The sequence below is a fragment of the Phocaeicola paurosaccharolyticus JCM 15092 genome (genome assembly GCF_000613805.1).
GTDB classification, from domain to species: Bacteria; Bacteroidota; Bacteroidia; order Bacteroidales; family Bacteroidaceae; genus Phocaeicola; species Phocaeicola paurosaccharolyticus.
This window is the reverse complement of the sequence record NZ_BAJR01000005.1, coordinates 1-18,501: the sequence shown is the minus strand read 5'-3', so window position 1 is coordinate 18,501 and position 18,501 is coordinate 1. Positions and strand designations below refer to the sequence as shown.

Below are 18,501 nucleotides of genomic sequence, written 5' to 3'. Positions count from 1 at the left end.
TATATAACAAATTTAATAATTTATTATTGAATGCTGAATAGGAGTATGGTAACAATATATATCTAATTCAGTCTTGATTTGTTTCATATAGAGGGCGTGGTTACAAATAGTATACTTATTGGATACATAATATCCTGATATTATTCAAAGTATAAAGATGAGAAGTGATTAATAAATGTAAATTTGTGATATATAATTTAAAAATAGTCACCATGAGTAAGGTCAAAACATTAACTACAATTCTAATCCTCTCTCTCTTTCCTTTCTCACTAATAGCAAAAAAGATAGAGGTTAATCATTTTCGTTCAGAAGTGGTTTCAAACATAAAAGAGAGTGTTCTTCCTTTTTGGATCAATTATAGTGTAGATCCTTCAGGAGGATTTTATGGTACTGTCTATCGTGATGGAACTCCTGATAAGAATGCACCTAAAGGAGGTGTACTTAATGCTCGTATTCTATGGACCTTCTCTCAGGCATATCGCTATATGGTGGTGATGAATATTTAAATATGGCAAACAGAGCCCAAAAATATTTTATAGATCATTTTATAGATCCTATATATGGTGGTACCTTTTGGCAGATAAATGCTGACGGCACTCCTCAAAATGGAGACATTAAGCAGACATATGGCTTGGCTTATGCTATTTATGGATTAAGTGAACATTACCGAGCTACAGGGAATAGTGAGAGCTTGCAAAAAGCGATTGAGATATATAATGTTCTTGAAGATAAGGTACGTGACCATAAGTTGGATGGTTACATCGAGTCATTCACAAGAGATTGGAAGACTCCAGAAAAGATTGGATATGATGGTGACGGAACAGCTACTAAGACCATGAACACTCATATTCATGTACTAGAGGCTTATACTTCTCTATATAGAGTTTGGAAAAACGATGCATTAAAGAATAGACTTGAATCACTTATAGATCTGCTTACAACAAAGCTCTATGACAGCCAAAGGAAACATCTAATAATATATTGTGATAATAACTGGAATAGTTTAGCCGATATTGACTCTTACGGACATGATATTGAGACATCATGGCTTTTGTCTGAAGCAGCAGAGGTACTAGGTAAAGAGAAGGTTATTGAAAAGGTTAGCAAGATTGCTGTCGATATGGTTGATGTAGCCCTTAAAGAGGGTGTCAGCAAAATGGGATCGATGATGTATGAACGTAATGGAGAGCATTACCGTAAAGACTCATCGTGGTGGTGTCAGGCTGAATCTGTTTTAGGATGCATAAATGCCTATAAAATTACCGGTAATGAGAAATATCTTGATTACGCATATCGGTTCTGGTCATTTATAAAAAAATACCATGTAGATAATAAATATGGTGAGTGGTTCCGTTCTGTATCAGAGGAGGGCATACCAAACATTAAGGAAGCAAAAATATCACTTTGGAATTGTCCTTACCATAATGGCAGAATGGGATTTGAAGTGGATACTAGATTATCTAATAGTATCTCTTCACAAACAGAGGTAATGGCATGGGGTAATATGACCGGCGTTAGGTAGATGGTGAACTTATTGATTTTGAATCTTCCTTGGCTGTGGGAAATTTGAATGGTGATATCGAGGCCACAGGAAAAGAGAAACAGGTACGTCCAAAATATCACAGAGAGAATAACATGCAAAATGTTATAACAAGAGTAAGAAATATCGAGTTTAATGAAAGAGTAGAAGATGTATCTGCAAAGAAAGTTAAGGTCGATTTGACATATAAGGCTGATACTACCATTAATGAACCGATTTATTTTCGTATTGACATATCTTCAAAGAACTATAATGATGCAAAGATTTCAATAAGTAATAGAAAAATAGGGGTAAAATCATCAACAAGAGAGCTAGAGTTTAAATTAAGCAAATCATTGAAATCATTTATTGATAAGAGAGATGGAATTAAGATTATATATATCGAGTTAGCTAAAGGTGTACAGAGAGGTGAAAAAGATAGTGTATCAATAGAGATTAATACAAACGGAAAGATAGATCATGAAGGGGTTGTTGTTGAGCTTGATGTTAAGAACCCAGGAAATCTGTTCTCAGGAATGGGAGGAAATTTCAGATTACAGAGTCCTGATAAAGATCAAAAGGTCATTGGCTACTGCTTGAATAATATACGTGTTGCTTATGGTCGTGTTGAATTCCCTTGGAGTGCATGGCAAGCTAATGAGAATACAGATCCAATAAAAGATGCAGTGAATGGTAAACTTATCAAGCATCTTTATGAGAGTATTGAGATGGCAAGACAACTTAAAGCTAAAGGAATGCCTGTGATTTTGAGTTGTTGGTTTCCACCTGTTTGGGCTATTGATGGTAGACCAGAAAATTATAAACGTGTAGGTGGCATACAGGCCTACAGACTTGATAACAGCAAAAAGGAGAAAATATATAAATCTATAGCTGATTATTTATCATATATAAAAAGTTATTGCGGCATTGAGATAGATATGTTCTCTTTCAATGAATCTGATTTAGGTATTGACATAATACATACTCCACAGGAACATTGTGATTTCATTAAAGAGTTTGGTGAATATCTTGCAAAAAGAGCTCTGCCAACAAAACTGCTACTTGGAGATAATTCAGATGCTACAACGTATGACTTTATAGTTCCAGCACTTAATGATATAAATGCACTTCCATATATTGGTGCAGTGTCTTTCCACTCTTGGAGAGGCTGTGATGATGTAACACTGATTAAATGGAGAGAAGCTGCAAGAAAGCTCAATGTGCCACTCATAGTTGGTGAGGGCAGTACTGATGCGGCAGCATATGGATATCCTGAGATTTTCAATGAGTCTACGTTCGCTCTATATGAGATAAACCTCTATACGAGAATATGTGCACTTAGTCAACCTAAATCTATACTTCAGTGGCAACTCACATCAGATTATTCACTTCTTTTGGGTGATGGCATTTTTAGAACTGAGGGACCATTAAGAACGACTCAAAGGTTCTGGAATATAAAACAACTTGCATCAACACCTGAAGAGTCTATGCATATACCTGCTAAGGTTAATAAAGAGAATGTAAATGTTGCAGCTTTTGCAAACATAGTTAGAGGTGAGTATGCACTTCATTTGGTGAATAATGGAGCAAGCCGTGAAGCGACAATTAAAGGATTACCTGATAATGTGAAAAGTGTTAGAGTATATGTTACTAACTCTAAAGAGTCTATGAAAGAGAGCAAAGTTAATGTAACCGATGGATTTGTAAGGATTTTATTACAACCTATTAGTTTTATTTCTATATTTACTGAATAATAAATAATTATCATTACAACATGAAAAGATATAGTTATAAAAAGGTTGATGCTTTTACTAGCGGAAAATCAATGGGAAACCCTGCTGCTTATATCGTAACAGGTAAAGATAAATTGACAGATAATGAGTATCTAAAAATTGGAAAAGAACATGCCGGCTTTGTAAGCGAAGTTGTGTTTTGTTCTGACTCAAAAGTTGCTGATTGCAAACTTACGTATTACTCTTCTGAATGTGAAGTAGACTTTTGTGGTCATGGTACAATTGCTACAATGTACGAGCTTATCAAAGGTAATGAATCATGGAGAGATAGAGATAAGATTTCTATAGAGACCAATAAAAAGGGTGTTCTTACTGTTTATAACAACTTAAAAAGTGAAGATTCAATTTATATAACAGCACCGAAAGCACTTTTTTTCAATTGTAATATATCCAAGGATAGAATAGCTCAGGCACTTAATATAAGTAGTGATGATATATCAGATAAATATGATATAGATTTAATTGATGCAGGACTAAGAACACTTATAGTACCTATAAACAGTCTAGATAAGGAGATAACAATTTATCCTGATGAGAAATATCTTAAACAGTTCGTTCTTGATAATGATATTGATACTATTCTAATATACTCAAAACAGTGCAGCCAACCAGATTATTTTGCTCATACTCGAGTCTTTGCACCTAAATTTGGTTATCTTGAAGATCCAGCAACAGGCTCAGGTAATAGTGCATTTGCAAACTATCTTTTAAAACATAATTTATGGGATGGTAGTCCTATAAGTGTAGAGCAAGGTGGCGACAATATTATATTCAACAGCGTTAAGCTAAAAACCAATGGATTAGAAGTCCTTTTTGGTGGTAAAGCTACTGTTAGAATAGAGGGTGTATATCTGCTTTAAAACTTAAGTAGTGTGGTATAGACTTATAGTATATACCATACTACTGCAAGGTGGGAGAGTGTTCCGCCTAATACGAATAGGTGCCATACAGCATGATAGTATGATACCTTTGAATCATTGGCATAGAAATAGCAGCCTGAAGAGTAGAAAATGCCCTCTAACAGCAAAAATATTAGTGCTGTAGATGAAAGGTTCTTCCAAATTGATGGTGCAATGATTATTATACTCCAACCCATTATTAGGTACAATGCGAGTGATAATTTAGGATATTTACCGAGGAAAAATATTTTAAAGAATGTACCAAGAAGAGCTATCCCCCAAATAACGCCAAACATTATCCATCCTAGAACTCCACCGACTGCACAAAGAAGGATTGGTGTATATGAAGCTGCAATAAGCATGTAGATATTTATATGGTCAAAATATCGGAGTATACGCTTTGTCTCTCCTGGTAAAGACCAATGGTATAGTGTTGAGGCTGTATACATAAGAAAACCGGATATACAGAATACCATAATAGCAAATATGGTAAGGGAGTTGTTATCTTTAAGCATCAGCAATACTAGAGCCAATGGCATTAGCAACATGCCTGTCAGGTGAGTCAGGGTATTAGCTATCTCCTCTTTTGTCTGTCTAATTTCCATTATTATCAATTTGAAGTCAAAGATAGAGTAAATAAATCATTATTTACTCTTTAGAATAGTAATATGTACTATTGATAGTAATTAATTGAGTTTATCATTTACCAAACTGAAGTGCGAAGCCAAGATTAATGAAAGTTATATCGTTCTTAAACCAGTTGTGGTTTTCTCCGTCATCATAATCTGGATCTGGATTAAAAAGACGGCCATTAGGATTCACACCCCAGTCGGCTGTAAGAAAGTTTAATTTGAATATACCATTCACATTTCTAGACATATTAAATTCATATCCCAATCCAAAATCTATAGCAAAATACCCCTTTTGATAATTCTGTCCATATCTGCTTCCACTAATATATAATTTCTGTTCATAATCCATATATCCTGGCGCAATACTGAAATATACTCCTTTCTTTGAATCATCAAAATTATATCTCAAAACAATTTCTGGAGCAATAAAGTTTACATGCATCTTGTTATCACCCTTTTTTGAACGTATGTAGTCATATTTAAATCCACATGCAACATTTTCGGTAAAGTGCAAGCGTGCTTCAGCCGATAGTAAGTAACCGGGACGATTCCAATTTTCATATTCTGAATTATCATAACTATCAATAATAGGAATACCAATACCTCCACCTAATACTATACCATATTTTTCAGGAAGATGACTTTGAGCATTGATTGAAGTGAGTCCGGATATAATTAATAATAATAGAAGAGCAACCTTTTTCATTTTTGTTAATTTCATCTACGTTTGTTGATCTGTTGAAAAAAATTACGCAAATATATTGCTGAAAATATCTAAGTTATTGATATATTTAGTTTATTTAACCATTCTATATAAATTTATTTTAAATTATTGAAAATACACTTACTGACTTAATTGTTTACTAAGTATAAATCTATAAATATGATGAACAAAACTCTATTAACACTCTCGTTTACCACTCTTCTGTGCTTATTTAATTCTTGTGTTTCAAAGGATGATGATCCTATTGGGACAAACCCATTCGACACAATTAGTGTCAGTAATAATAAAATACGCGACAAAGTTGTTATTATTAGTGATTTACATCTAGGAAATGATATTACATACTCTGAGAATGTAAAACATCTTGCTCGTCTGCAAGAGTTCCTGACAAATGTAAAAAAATCCAGTACAATCAAGGAGCTTGTGTTGGGAGGTGATATTTTTGATGAGTGGTACGTTCCATCTCGCACCAACACATACAATAATGGTACTCAAGCAGATTTTATTAGGAAAACTGTTGTCACAAATAGTGGCGTATTCAAAGCACTTAATGATATTATCAGTGAGGGTAAGATAAAGCTGACATATGTTCCAGGTAACCATGACATGGGATTTACTGCTGAGAATGTAAATATTGGACTTCCAGGAGTCAATCAGGCTCGTGATAGCGGTAATAAATGGGGTGTAGGTACATATTCACCTATAGATTATCCTCAGATAGCTATTGAACATGGTCACAGATATGATTTCTTTGCAAACATAACTCCAGGTGGTGCTGACAATGATGCTCCAAATACAATATTACCTCCCGGATATTTCTTTGCGAGGATAGCTGCTAACTCTTTTACCAATCCTACAACACCTGAGGAATCCACAAAAGTATCATATGTGTCATTGACTAATAAAAACGATGCGTCTCAAGTTAGTAAATCTATTTATGACTCATTATGGGTTAAGGTACTTACAGGAGTAATATATGTAGATGACAATTTTTCTGAACCTATAATAAATACTGGCATAGGAAACTTTACAAAAAGTTATTCAATTAATGACATACTTCCATATAATGATAAAGATGGTTCAATAAAGATGAAACTATATGATAATCTCTTTACACAAGCAGCTTGGGAGGAGAGGCTAGTTTACAATAATGTACCTGTAATGACTAATATAGACGAAGCTATCAATGGAAGTTTAGATACAAGATTCATTGATAAGCAAAGCGCGGTTCAATATTTTAATAATGACCGTTCTCCTTGCAGAATAGTCATATTTGGTCATACTCATAAGCCAGACTTATGGACGTTTGATAATGACAGAGGTGAAAAATGTATCTATGCCAATTCAGGTACATGGGAAGATAAAAAGATGCGTGACAAGAGCCAGCAGCTTGATCAAGACAACATAAATATGAATTATATTGTTGTATCTCCTATAAAAGGAGATAAGAAACATTTGCAGGTTGCTCTTTATCAATATGAATATGGTAATCCTATATTAAAAAATCTGCAGATGTAAATTTATAATAATAAAGAGTATATTTAGGATTCAATAGGACGTTGAGACTTTATTAACACCGATATATTATATAAAGTTATATTATGATAAACGAAGAAAACTTTAAGATTTTATCTGTTTCTAATGCAGGTATTGTATTAATATCTTCGCTATTTCCTCCTCTTTTTGAGAAACTTGGTATGCTTGATAGATCAGGGAACAGTTTCAAAGATATAGATTCAAAAATACATGCGATATTTGTTATACAGTATCTTGTTAACAAGAAATACAGAAATATATCTGCAAATGATTTGGAACTAAATGGTCTGCTTGTAGATTATACGGATTCTTCTTCTCTCTCAACAGATTATAAGTTGAGTGATGGTGAGATAGAAATTTTGGATCAGCTTCTGCTAGATGTAAAGATACTATGGGATAAAATTCATAATACTTCAATAATAGCTATGCAATACTCTTTTTTCCTTCGTAATGGAGAGTTACAGGAGAGTCAAAATGAGTGGGTACTCACTATTGAAAAGAGTACATTCGATGTACTTATAGAGTTGCCGTTAGAGTACCATAAGATAAATTTCCCGTGGATAAAGAAACCAATAAGAGTAATCTGGAATTAAATAAAGAAGTCCCAACTGCTTAATTGAGCTGTGGGACTTCTTTTTAATTAATATCATCCAATCATCTCTTTAATGTCTTGTTCTACAGTCGATATTGTGCCGATATTAAAGTGTTCTTTCAAAACGTTCAGAATATTTGGTGTGTAGAATGCAGGGAGTGTAGGCCCAACATGGATATCCTTAATGCCTACAGATAGTAGTGCTAAAAGTACAGCAACAGCCTTCTGCTCATACCACGCAATATTGAACACAATAGGCAACTCATTCACATTTTTCAATCCTAATGCATCGCGAAGGGCAGAAGCTATAACTATTAGTGAGAAGCTATCATTACACTGACCTGCATCAAGTACCCTTGGAATTCCGTTGATATCTCCTAGACCTAGTTTATTATATCTATACTTAGCACAGCCAGCTGTAAGAATTACACAATCTCTAGGTAAAGCTTTTGCGAAATCAGTATAATATTCTCTGCTCTTCATCCTTCCGTCACAACCAGCCATAACAACAAATTTCTTTATCGCTCCTGATTTTACTGCAGCAAGAATCTTATCAGCTAACGCGATAACCTGATGATGTGCAAATCCACCAATCAATTTTCCACTCTCTATCTGTTTAGGAGGTGCACACCTCTGTGCATGTTCAATCATCTTTGAGAAATCAATAGGTTTTCCATCTTTTGCTCCATCAATATAGTGAGCTCCAGGATAACCTGTTGGCCCTGTTGTATAGATTCTATCAAGGTAAGTTGCACTCTTTAGAGGTGGAACAATACAATTGCTTGTAAAGAAGATTACTCCGTTGAATGACTCGAACTCTTCTTTCTGTTTCCACCAAGCATTTCCATAATTTCCTGCAAAATGTGGATACTTCTTAAAGAATGGGTAATATTGTCCAGGTAGCATCTCACTATGAGTATATACATCTACACCTTTATTTTTTGTCTGTTCCAACAGATTTTCTAGATCATGAAGGTCATGTCCACTTATCAAGATTCCTGGTCTGTCCCTAACACCTAACTCTACCTCTGTTATCTCAGGATTACCATATCTTGTTGTATTAGCCTTATCTAGTAACATCATAGACTTAAGAGCACATTCACCTACACTGAGGACCAACGAAGTCAACTCTTTTGCATCAATATCTTTACGGGAAATCTCCTTGAGAGTATTTTCCATCATAGTATATATGTCATCATCTTCGAATCCCAAATTAAGTGCATGTTGAGTATAAGCTGCAGCTCCTTTTAATCCGAATAGTGCCAACTGTTTCAGACCACGTATGTCATTGTTTTCTTCAGACAAAGGTGATGCCATTGCTTTAAAGTCAAGATATTGTTCTGGTTTACATTCGAAATAGACCTCTTCAAAATCAGGAATTTCTATGCCTCTTTTCTTAGCTTTACCACTTAATTTGTCTTTCCATACAAGAGCTGCTGTTATTCTCTTCCTAATAGATTCATTATCAAAATTGGCATTTGTAATTGTGCAGAAAAGAGCATCGATGATAAATCGGTCGGCTTCAACATTTGCCTCTCCCTTTTCTCTAAGTCCCTTATTTACTATAGCTATGCCTCTAGTGACATACAATAGTAAGTCCATTAAATTTGAGGTTTCTGCTTCTTTTCCACATACTCCCTTTGTCATACAACCCTTATTGAAGGCTGTTTCCTGACACTGATAACAAAACATCTCCATATTGTCTGATATTAATGATTATAATAAGATAACAAGCAACTTATCACTAATGTTTTGAGTGTATTAGATTTAGTGATGAATATTATTATCTATATTTGCAAATAATTTATAGAATATGGAAATAACAGACAAAAATATAGTCTCAGCATTAAATAAGCTTGGTATTGAACAGTTGACAGATATGCAAAAGTCATCTATCAATGCTTTTTCAGAGGATAAAGATATAATCCTACTTTCACCAACCGGTTCGGGTAAGACTATTGCTTTTCTTTTACCACTTATCTCTATCCTAAAGAGTGACACCGAAGATGTTCAAGCAGTAATCCTTGCGCCATCTCGTGAGTTGGCTATGCAGATAAACAGTGTATTTAAAAGCATAAACTCTCAATACACTTCTGTATGCTGCTATGGTGGCAGACCAACGATGGAAGAACATAAGACAATTAAGAGCGTAAAACCAGCTGTAATAATTGGTACTCCAGGAAGGGTACTTGACCATATAGATAAAGGCAATTTCAGCTGTGCAAAAGTCGAGATTCTTATAATAGATGAGTTTGACAAATCATTGGAGTTTGGATTTCATGACGAAATGAAGGAGATTATCGAAAATCTTTCAAATCTAAAAAAGAGAATACTTACATCGGCTACTGATGCAGAGGAGATACCTGATTTTACGGGATTGAATAGTGTTATTCGCCTAAACTATCTTGATAATAAAGATGATGAAGAGGAGAGACTTAACCTTTTTGTAGTTAACTCCCCTGAAAAAGATAAACTGGAGACACTATATAAGTTACTTTGTACTGTAGGGGAGAAGCAGACAGTGGTATTCTGTAATCATAGAGAGAGTGTGGAGAGAGTTGATAAATTTTTGAAATCTAAAAAACTTATCACAAGCATATTTCACGGAGGTATGGAACAGGATTACAGAGAGAAGTCACTCTATAAGTTCAGAAATGGAAGTAGCCATATTCTGGTATCTACTGATTTAGCTGCAAGAGGTCTTGATATACCGGAAATTGAGAATATCATACATTATCATCTACCAACTAACCAGGAAGGATTTACACATAGAAATGGTAGAACAGCAAGATGGCAATCATATGGTAACTCATATATTTTATTAGGTCCTGAGGAAAATCTACCAGAATATATAGATGAAGATATAAATGAATATGTTATTCCTGAGGTCTTGCCTAAGCCAGGACTTCCTAAATTTGTAACACTATATATTGGAAAAGGGAAAAAAGATAAGATCAATAAAGTTGATATTGTAGGTTTCCTTTTTAAAAAAGGAAACCTTAGCAAGGAAGATATAGGGAAAGTGGATGTAAAGGATCATTATGCCTTCGCTGCAATATCAAGAAAAAAAATTAAACAGGCTATGACTCTTTTGAAAAATGAAAAACTTAAAGGGCAAAAGATACTTATAGAAGAGGCAAAATAAGATATTGATTTATACTTGGTTTAATAGTATCAATTGCAGAAATTGATACTATTTGTTAAATTAAGGAATGTAATAATATTATATAAAGTACTACATAATATCATATTGTAACATAATAGCCATATTAAATAATTATTTTGAAAGCGTATACCACGTTAAAATTGCATTTTCATTTAATATTGTTTGTTTGTACTGGAAATAATAGCTACATTCGCGGAAAATATTTTTTATAATAAATTTTATAATCAAAACAAACTTCAAATGAAAAAGCATAATTTCAATGCGGGACCTTCAATTTTGCCTCGCGAAGTAATCGAAAAAACAGCTGATGCAATTCTTGATTTTAATGGTTCTGGTCTTTCTTTGATGGAGATAAGTCATCGTGCAAAGGATTTCCAGCCTGTAGTTGACGAAGCTGTAGCTTTGTTTAAAGAACTACTTAACATACCTGAAGGCTATTCGGTACTTTTCTTAGGAGGCGGTGCAAGTCTGGAGTTTTGTATGATTCCATTTAATTTCTTAGAAAAAAAAGCTGCATATTTGAATACAGGTGTTTGGGCAAAAAAGGCAATGAAAGAGGCTAAAGCATTCGGAGAAGTTGTTGAGGTTGCATCTTCAGCTGAATCAACTTATACATATATCCCTAAAGACTATGTTATCCCAACTGATGCTGATTATTTCCATATCACTACCAACAATACTATCTACGGAACAGAGCTTCACAAAGATCTTGATTCTCCAGTTCCAATGATTGCTGATATGTCTTCAGATATCTTCTCACGTCCTATTGATGTCTCAAAATATATCTGTATCTATGGTGGTGCACAGAAAAATCTTGCTCCTGCCGGTGTAACTTTCGTTATTATTAAAAATGACGCTCTTGGAAAAGTATCAAGATATATTCCTACAATGTTGAACTATCAGACTCATATCGACAATGGTTCAATGTTCAATACCCCTCCTGTAGTACCTATCTACTCTGCTCTTCTGACTCTTCGTTGGATAAAAGCTCAAGGTGGTGTTGAGGCTATGCAACAAAGAGCTAAAGAGAAAGCTGAATTACTATACACTGAAATCGATAGAAATAAGATGTTCCGTGGTACAGTAAACAACAATGAAGATAGATCTTATATGAATATCTGTTTCATTATGAACGATGAGTACAAAGATCTTGAGGCTGACTTTATGAAGTTTGCTACAGGGAGAGGAATGGTAGGTATCAAAGGACACCGTTCTGTAGGTGGATTCCGTGCTTCTTGCTATAACGCACTTCCAAAAGAGAGCGTACAGGCACTTATAGATTGCATGCAAGAATTTGAAAAATTACATTAATTTATTTTTATACGATTATGAAAGTTCTCATAGCTACAGATAAACCATTTGCCAAAGTAGCAGTTGACGGCATCCGCAAGGAGATTGAGGCTGCTGGATTTGAGTTGGCATTATTGGAAAAATATGGAGAGAAGAGTGAACTTCTCGATGCGGTAAAAGATGCAAATGCTATCATTATTCGTAGTGATATCATTGATAATGAAGTTTTTGATGCTGCAAAAGAGCTCAAAATTGTTGTACGTGCCGGTGCAGGTTATGACAATGTTGACCTTGAATCGGCTACAGCACACAATGTATGTGTAATGAATACCCCAGGTCAGAATGCTAATGCAGTTGCAGAACTTGCATTAGGACTTATGGTAATGGCTGTTAGAAATCTTTATAATGGCACATCGGTACTGAACTCATGGGAAAGAAACTAGGTATACATGCTTATGGTAACGTTGGACGCAATGTTGCAAGAATAGCAAAGGGATTTGGAATGGAAATATATGCTTTCGATGCATTCTGCCCTAAAGAGGTTATTGAGAAAGATGGCGTTAAAGCTGTTGACTCTGCTGAAGAACTCTATTCTACTTGTGATGTTGTTTCTCTTCACATACCAGCAACTGCTGAGACTAAGAACTCTATCAACCGCGAATTGGTTGGTAAGATGAAGAAGAATGGCGTACTTGTAAATACTGCTCGTAAAGAGGTTATCAATGAGGCAGAACTTATTGGACTTATGCAAGAGCGTGTTGATCTTAAGTATGTTACAGATATCATGCCTGCTGCAAATGATGAATTTGCTTCTAAATGTGCAGGAAGATATTTCTCTACTCCTAAAAAGATGGGTGCACAGACTGCAGAGGCAAATATCAATGCAGGTATAGCTGCTGCCAAGCAGATTGTAGGCTTCTTAAAAGATGGATGTGAGAAGTTTAGAGTAAATAAATAGTATAATTCCACAATGGTTATATAGAAATAAAAAATGCCTCCTTAAAAATGGAGGCATTTTTTGTAATTATATCTATATGTTACTATCTTTAAAGGGTAAAAACGTTTAATCTTTAATATCAATATTATGGCTATAATTAAACCTTTCAAAGGTGTTAGACCACCAAAGGATCTTGTAGAGCAAGTAGCATCGAGGCCTTATGATGTATTAAACTCTCAAGAGGCTAGAGAAGAGGCTGCAGGTAATGAAAAATCTCTATATCATATAATTAAACCGGAAATAGACTTCCCAGTTGGAACAGATGAACATGATCCGGCTGTATATGAGAAGGCGGCATCTAATTTCAAGAAGTTCCAAGAGAAAGGATGGCTTCTCCAGGATAAGAAGGAGTGTTACTACATCTATGCTCAGACAATGAACGGCAAAACTCAGTATGGACTAGTTGTCGGAGCATATGTTCCTGATTATATGAATGGAGTTATCAAGAAACATGAGCTTACTCGTCGTGATAAAGAGGAGGATAGAATGAAACATGTCAGGGTAAACGATGCTAATATTGAACCTGTATTCTTTGCATATCCTGATAACAAGATGCTCGATGAGATAGTTGCTAAATATATTGTCAAAGATCCTGAGTATAAATTCATTGCACCAGGTGACGGATTCGGTCATACATTTTGGATAATCGACAATGACGAAGATATAAAGTCAATAACTGCAGCTTTCAAAGAGATGCCTTCATTATATATAGCTGACGGTCATCATAGATCTGCTGCTGCAGCCCTTGTTGGTGAAGAAAAATCTCGCCAAAACGCTAATCATAATGGTGATGAGGAGTATAATTACTTTATGGCTGTATGTTTCCCAGCAAATCAACTTACAATTATTGACTATAACAGAGTTGTAAAAGATTTGAATGGTCTTACTGAAGAGGAGTTCCTTAATGCAATAAAAGAAGATTTCATCGTAGAAGAAAAGGGAGAGCAGATATATAAACCTGCAACTCTTCATAACTTCTCACTCTATCTCGAAGGAAAATGGTACAGTCTTACCGCAAAAGAGGGTACTTACAATGACAATGATCCTATTGGTGTACTTGATGTAACTATATCTTCTAATCTTATTCTCGATAAAGTTCTTGGCATAAAAGACCTGAGATCTGATAAACGAATAGACTTTGTAGGTGGTATACGTGGATTAGGAGAGTTGAAGAAGAGAGTAGACTCTAAAGAGATGAAGGTTGCATTAGCTCTTTATCCTGTATCAATGAAACAACTTATGGATATAGCTGATACTGGTAATATAATGCCTCCAAAGACTACATGGTTTGAACCAAAACTTAGATCAGGCCTTGTTATTCATAAATTAGGATAAAAGATATCTGATTAAGATAATTATGAGACTCACGATACATTATAAATATCGTGAGTCTTTTTATACCAAGATAAATTATAATAACTAAGGAAAATTAGATTTTATTTTGGATGGTTTAAAAAACTGAATAGCTTTGTACTACGAGCCATACTTAGTATGTATATCTACCAACATTATATTAATAATGTCAGAGTAAATATATTGATAGAAACCAAATGAGTTTGCGACTCAAAATCTTTAGTTAAACTAAATTACTAGCATTATGAAAATTATTCTTACCACTGTAATGGCTTTTGCAATATCTTTTGCATCTGCCTCAAATCTTGTAGAAGGTGATGGTATAATAGGTTGTACCACACAAGATAATTCCGTTAGTAAACCTATTTTACAAACAACTGTCGAGACAGGAGAAGTCAGAGGCGATTTGATTGAAGGTTCTATGGCTCTATATAAAGCTATTCCATATGCAGCACCTCCAGTAGGTAAATTGAGATGGTGTGAACCACAGCCTGCTAAAAGTTGGAGCGGCGTCCTTCATGCTGACAAGTTTGGCCCATATCCACCTCAACCAACAACTTATCATGGTAAGGTGACAATGAGTGAGGATTGCCTTAACTTGGCTGTTGTTACTCCTGCTACGAGAAAAGAGGATAAATTGCCTGTTATGGTATGGATACATGGTGGTGGGTTTCAGACAGAAACATATGGAAATGACATATTTACATCTCTTGTAAAGAAGGGAATTGTACTTGTTAGCATTGAGTATCGTACAGGAGCCCTTGGATTTATGGCTCATCCTGAGCTTTCAAAAGAGTCAAAGAGTGGTCATTCAGGAAATTACGGAATTCTTGATCAGATTTTTGCACTTAAATGGATTCAGAGAAATATCTCTGCATTTGGTGGTGATCCAACAAAGGTAACAATATTTGGAGAGTCTGCCGGAGCAATAAGTGTTAGCATTTTGTGTGGTTCACCACTAGCCAAAGGTCTTTTTCGTGGAGCGATTTCACAGAGTGGCGGATTCTTTAGCCCATGGAGTGATAAGCGGAGCGGACATATTGTAAATTCATCGCAGAAAGGTGCAGAGGAGCAAGGTTTGGCTTTTCAAAAACACTTAAAAGCAAAATCTATCAAAGATCTCAGAAAGATGGATGCTCTTTCTCTTGCAGGAGATAATGTAGGATTCGGTGGATTTTGGCCATGTATGGACGGATATGTAATCACTGATGATTATTATAGAAACTACGAGAAAGGTAATTTTAATGATGTACCATGTATCGTTATGACAAACTCTGATGAGGGAGCTATGTTTACACGAGAGATGTCGGTTGATAGTTACAAAAAGAATGTAGAGTCAACATATGGGAATTTTGCTCAGGATATTCTAAAACTTTATCCAGGTAATAATGCCGATGAGACATATTCATCAAATGGAGACCTGTTCCGTGATAATGGTTTTGCATGGCCATCTTTTGCATGGACATCCCTACATAGTAAATATGGAAAGTCTTCCATATACGCTGCATATCTCTCTCAACCATCAACAATGAGTGTTATTGGAGATAAAAAGCGTCATGGTGTATCCCACGCGGACGACATTCTATATATTAAAGGAGATTTCCAACTTCCTGAGAATATCGACAAACATCCTGTTGAAGCTGCTCTGAGTGATATTATGCAAAACTATTGGGTCAACTTTGCAAAGAGTGGTAACCCAAATGCATCGGGTATGCCTTATTGGCCATCTTTTAATAAAGATAAGGAGACAACTATGCAGTTTAGCAATGGTGCTTCATTAATTTCTGTCCCAAATCGTGATAAAATAGATATCATGGATAAATTTTATAAACAAATTAGGGAAACTACGGAAAGTGAGAGAGATAGATTAAATAAATAATTAGGTATAAATAATTAGGTATAAATAATTAGGTATAAATAATTAAATTTGTTAATAATTAATTATCTTCGTCATGTTAAAAATAGGTCTATCTACTTCTATTTTAATATAATAAAATACAGCTTAAACCTCCTAAAACTTAAAAAAATGAACATCAAAGTTATATGGTCAGTTTTTTTTATTTTGGTATTATGTTTGACTTCATGTACTAAAAATAGTGAAGATATTTTTGATACTGAATTCAATAAAGAGTTGAATTTAAAAATACCTGAGGGATTTGATTGGAGTTTGACCAGAAGTGTAGATGCTGTAGTTGAAGCTGTTGATGATTATAACGGTAAATTCAATTATAATATCAGAATATACGATGAAGACCCATCTATTAACACACAAGCAAAACCTATTGCATCAGGCTTCGCAAGCAAGGATAAGCCATTTGCCCAAAAATTATAATTTCCCAGATAGCTCAGAAATTATATATCAAGCAGACTTTGAATGATCCATCTGGTGTAGAAATAGATATAGCTTCTTCTACTGTAGATGTAAATAATATATCTAGTGTAAAGCTTTCCAGAGCCTCAATAAGCAGAGCAAATAATAAACTTGGTCAAACATTACCTGAACTCTGTCCTGATAAGTTGAAAGATTTAAGTAGCTTTATTAAAGTTGAAACACTATCTAGAAGCAACTTATTTTTGGAAGATTATTACTTTTCCTATGATAAAAGTTATCTAATAGAAAGTGACTGTAATATTTATATCAATAGCAAAAGATTTAACTTTGATATGATATATGTAGCTCCAGGTGTAAAAGTTAACTTCATATTAAAGAACAAAGATATAACATTTTCTATAGGTTCTCATTCTATGCTTTTCAATGATGGAATCATAACAGTCTCAGGAGGTTCAGAAACTATGACTATTTACGAAGGAGCTGAGTTTTTAAATAATGGTTCTTTAACTGTCTCTACTTTAAACTTCAAAGGAAATGGCACTATTGAACCTAATGCTCATTTATATAAATACAGTTATATTAAATGTAAGGTTTTATCTCTTGATTCCGGTTACATAACAATGGATACAGGCTCATATATTAATTGTGATGTATTAACAAGGACACAAGGTCAAGATGGTGTTATATCTATTGCCTCAATAGATAAAGAGAGTCCGGTTAATATTGATGGATATGATTACGCTGCATTGATAGTAGTTAATGATAAGATTACCAACTCAAGTGGAATTTATGTCAGTGGTAATAGCGAGAACTCAAAGCTTTTGATTCAGTGTAAAGAGGGCGCAAGAGACGGGTTGGATAAGAATCCTGATTCTCAATTTGTAGAATTCTTTGATGATGCATCTGAACTGATATATATCAACGCAACTTCTACTAATCCAGGCTTTGGATATAAACAGACAAAACTTGGAACTGTCACATATTGCATGGAAGATCAATATCCTGCGATGGGAGATTTCGATTTAAATGATGTTGTTGTTAAGATAAGTCCAACCCTTTTATTAAAGAGCGATAATAGCAGTGCTAAAGTAAATATATCATGTAAGATAGTTGCTGTTGGTGCAACGAAGGTTATTGCAGGATATATAAGTATTAATAATGCTGAGACATTACTATTTGGCAATGCTCACAAGGAAATGGGAGTTAATAATGGTGTATTTGTCAATACAGAAAAAGGTACTAAGAAAGTAGCCCCTGTTACAATTGAGAAGAATGGAATAGCTTGCAACGTGAACTTCAATTTTGACGATTTAAAATTCTTTATACGTGTTGATAATCATGATATCTATGCAGCCGATCAAGGTGGTATTAATGCATCTTCACAGATTATCGGAGGTGTAAGAATTCCTGATGAGAATTTCAAGTATTCTATAGAGAGGAAAAAGATAACAGAGACATACAACGAAAATGGCTTCAAAATATCCGATTGGATAAGTAGTAAAGCTACAAAATCTAAAGATTGGTATAAACATCCTTCTGCAGGAAATTATTTTGATGAAGAATTATAGAAAAAAGCCAGCATAATAATATGATCCCAAAAAGTTGGACTTATTAATAAAGATTTCAATAGTATAGAGTTCGGTATTGTACCGGACTCTTTCCTTTTAG

The 18,501-nt window shown here is 34.5% G+C and carries 15 protein-coding genes and 1 pseudogene; 13 read left to right on the top strand and 3 right to left on the bottom strand.

What is annotated here, in order from left to right; all coding sequences use genetic code 11:
- The first annotated feature begins 212 nt into the window (after positions 1–212).
- From JCM15092_RS17420 to JCM15092_RS03895, 4 genes are read left to right on the top strand one after another with little or no spacing between them, the layout of a single operon-like run.
- A complete protein-coding gene (locus JCM15092_RS17420; RefSeq protein WP_235782264.1) occupies positions 213–506 on the top strand; it encodes a hypothetical protein in 294 nt (97 codons plus the stop codon).
- On the top strand, positions 458–1,522 hold the full coding sequence (locus tag JCM15092_RS14825) for an AGE family epimerase/isomerase (RefSeq protein ID WP_235782263.1): 1,065 nt from the start codon (positions 458–460) through the stop codon (positions 1,520–1,522). Before JCM15092_RS17420 ends, JCM15092_RS14825 begins: the two co-directional genes overlap by 49 nt.
- 35 nt (positions 1,523–1,557) lie before the next feature.
- Positions 1,558–3,273, top strand: a complete 1,716-nt coding sequence (locus JCM15092_RS14820) for a glycoside hydrolase (RefSeq protein WP_148296592.1) — start codon at positions 1,558–1,560, stop codon at positions 3,271–3,273.
- A 20-nt stretch (positions 3,274–3,293) separates the two neighbouring features.
- Positions 3,294–4,172, top strand: a complete 879-nt coding sequence (locus JCM15092_RS03895) for a PhzF family phenazine biosynthesis protein (RefSeq protein WP_024993520.1) — start codon at positions 3,294–3,296, stop codon at positions 4,170–4,172.
- A gap of 23 nt (positions 4,173–4,195) precedes the next feature.
- Here the strand turns inward: JCM15092_RS03895 and trhA are convergent, their stop codons facing one another.
- Together trhA and JCM15092_RS03885 are read right to left on the bottom strand one after the other, a co-directional pair.
- Positions 4,196–4,816, bottom strand: coding sequence for a PAQR family membrane homeostasis protein TrhA (gene trhA, locus JCM15092_RS03890; protein ID WP_024993519.1), 621 nt, complete (start codon positions 4,814–4,816; stop codon positions 4,196–4,198).
- 94 nt (positions 4,817–4,910) lie between these two features.
- On the bottom strand, positions 4,911–5,564 hold the full coding sequence (locus tag JCM15092_RS03885; RefSeq protein WP_051532478.1) for an outer membrane beta-barrel protein: 654 nt from the start codon (positions 5,562–5,564) through the stop codon (positions 4,911–4,913).
- Positions 5,565–5,726: 162 nt separating this feature from the next.
- Between JCM15092_RS03885 and JCM15092_RS03880 the strand changes: the two genes are divergently transcribed.
- Both JCM15092_RS03880 and JCM15092_RS03875 read left to right on the top strand, forming a co-directional pair.
- Complete coding sequence (locus JCM15092_RS03880; protein WP_024993517.1) at positions 5,727–7,085, top strand: metallophosphoesterase; 1,359 nt, start codon at positions 5,727–5,729, stop codon at positions 7,083–7,085.
- An 83-nt stretch (positions 7,086–7,168) separates the two neighbouring features.
- The gene (locus JCM15092_RS03875) at positions 7,169–7,696 is read left to right on the top strand and encodes a contractile injection system tape measure protein (protein ID WP_024993516.1); all 528 of its coding nucleotides are present in this window, start codon (positions 7,169–7,171) and stop codon (positions 7,694–7,696) included.
- A gap of 53 nt (positions 7,697–7,749) precedes the next feature.
- Here JCM15092_RS03875 and hcp read toward each other — a convergent pair whose 3' ends face one another.
- Positions 7,750–9,393, bottom strand: a complete 1,644-nt coding sequence (gene hcp, locus JCM15092_RS03870; RefSeq protein ID WP_024993515.1) for a hydroxylamine reductase — start codon at positions 9,391–9,393, stop codon at positions 7,750–7,752.
- A 115-nt stretch (positions 9,394–9,508) separates the two neighbouring features.
- On the opposite strand from hcp, the gene JCM15092_RS03865 reads away from it, so the two are divergent.
- From JCM15092_RS03865 to JCM15092_RS03835, 7 genes and pseudogenes are all read left to right on the top strand, one after another.
- Positions 9,509–10,840, top strand: coding sequence for a DEAD/DEAH box helicase (locus tag JCM15092_RS03865; RefSeq protein ID WP_034541527.1), 1,332 nt, complete (start codon positions 9,509–9,511; stop codon positions 10,838–10,840).
- Positions 10,841–11,101: 261 nt separating this feature from the next.
- Entirely contained in the window at positions 11,102–12,172 is a 1,071-nt protein-coding gene (gene serC, locus JCM15092_RS03860) for a 3-phosphoserine/phosphohydroxythreonine transaminase (protein ID WP_024993513.1), read from the top strand.
- Positions 12,173–12,189: 17 nt separating this feature from the next.
- Positions 12,190–13,109 (top strand): annotated as a pseudogene (locus JCM15092_RS14815) (NAD(P)-dependent oxidoreductase).
- A 126-nt stretch (positions 13,110–13,235) separates the two neighbouring features.
- Entirely contained in the window at positions 13,236–14,483 is a 1,248-nt protein-coding gene (locus tag JCM15092_RS03850) for a DUF1015 domain-containing protein (protein WP_024993512.1), read from the top strand.
- Between the two features lie 262 nt (positions 14,484–14,745).
- A complete protein-coding gene (locus JCM15092_RS14810) occupies positions 14,746–16,380 on the top strand; it encodes a carboxylesterase/lipase family protein (RefSeq protein WP_235782262.1) in 1,635 nt (544 codons plus the stop codon).
- A gap of 147 nt (positions 16,381–16,527) precedes the next feature.
- On the top strand, positions 16,528–16,833 hold the full coding sequence (locus JCM15092_RS03840; RefSeq protein WP_148296591.1) for a hypothetical protein: 306 nt from the start codon (positions 16,528–16,530) through the stop codon (positions 16,831–16,833).
- A 38-nt stretch (positions 16,834–16,871) separates the two neighbouring features.
- Complete coding sequence (locus JCM15092_RS03835) at positions 16,872–18,401, top strand: LruC domain-containing protein (RefSeq protein WP_024993510.1); 1,530 nt, start codon at positions 16,872–16,874, stop codon at positions 18,399–18,401.
- The last annotated feature ends 100 nt before the right edge of the window (positions 18,402–18,501 follow it).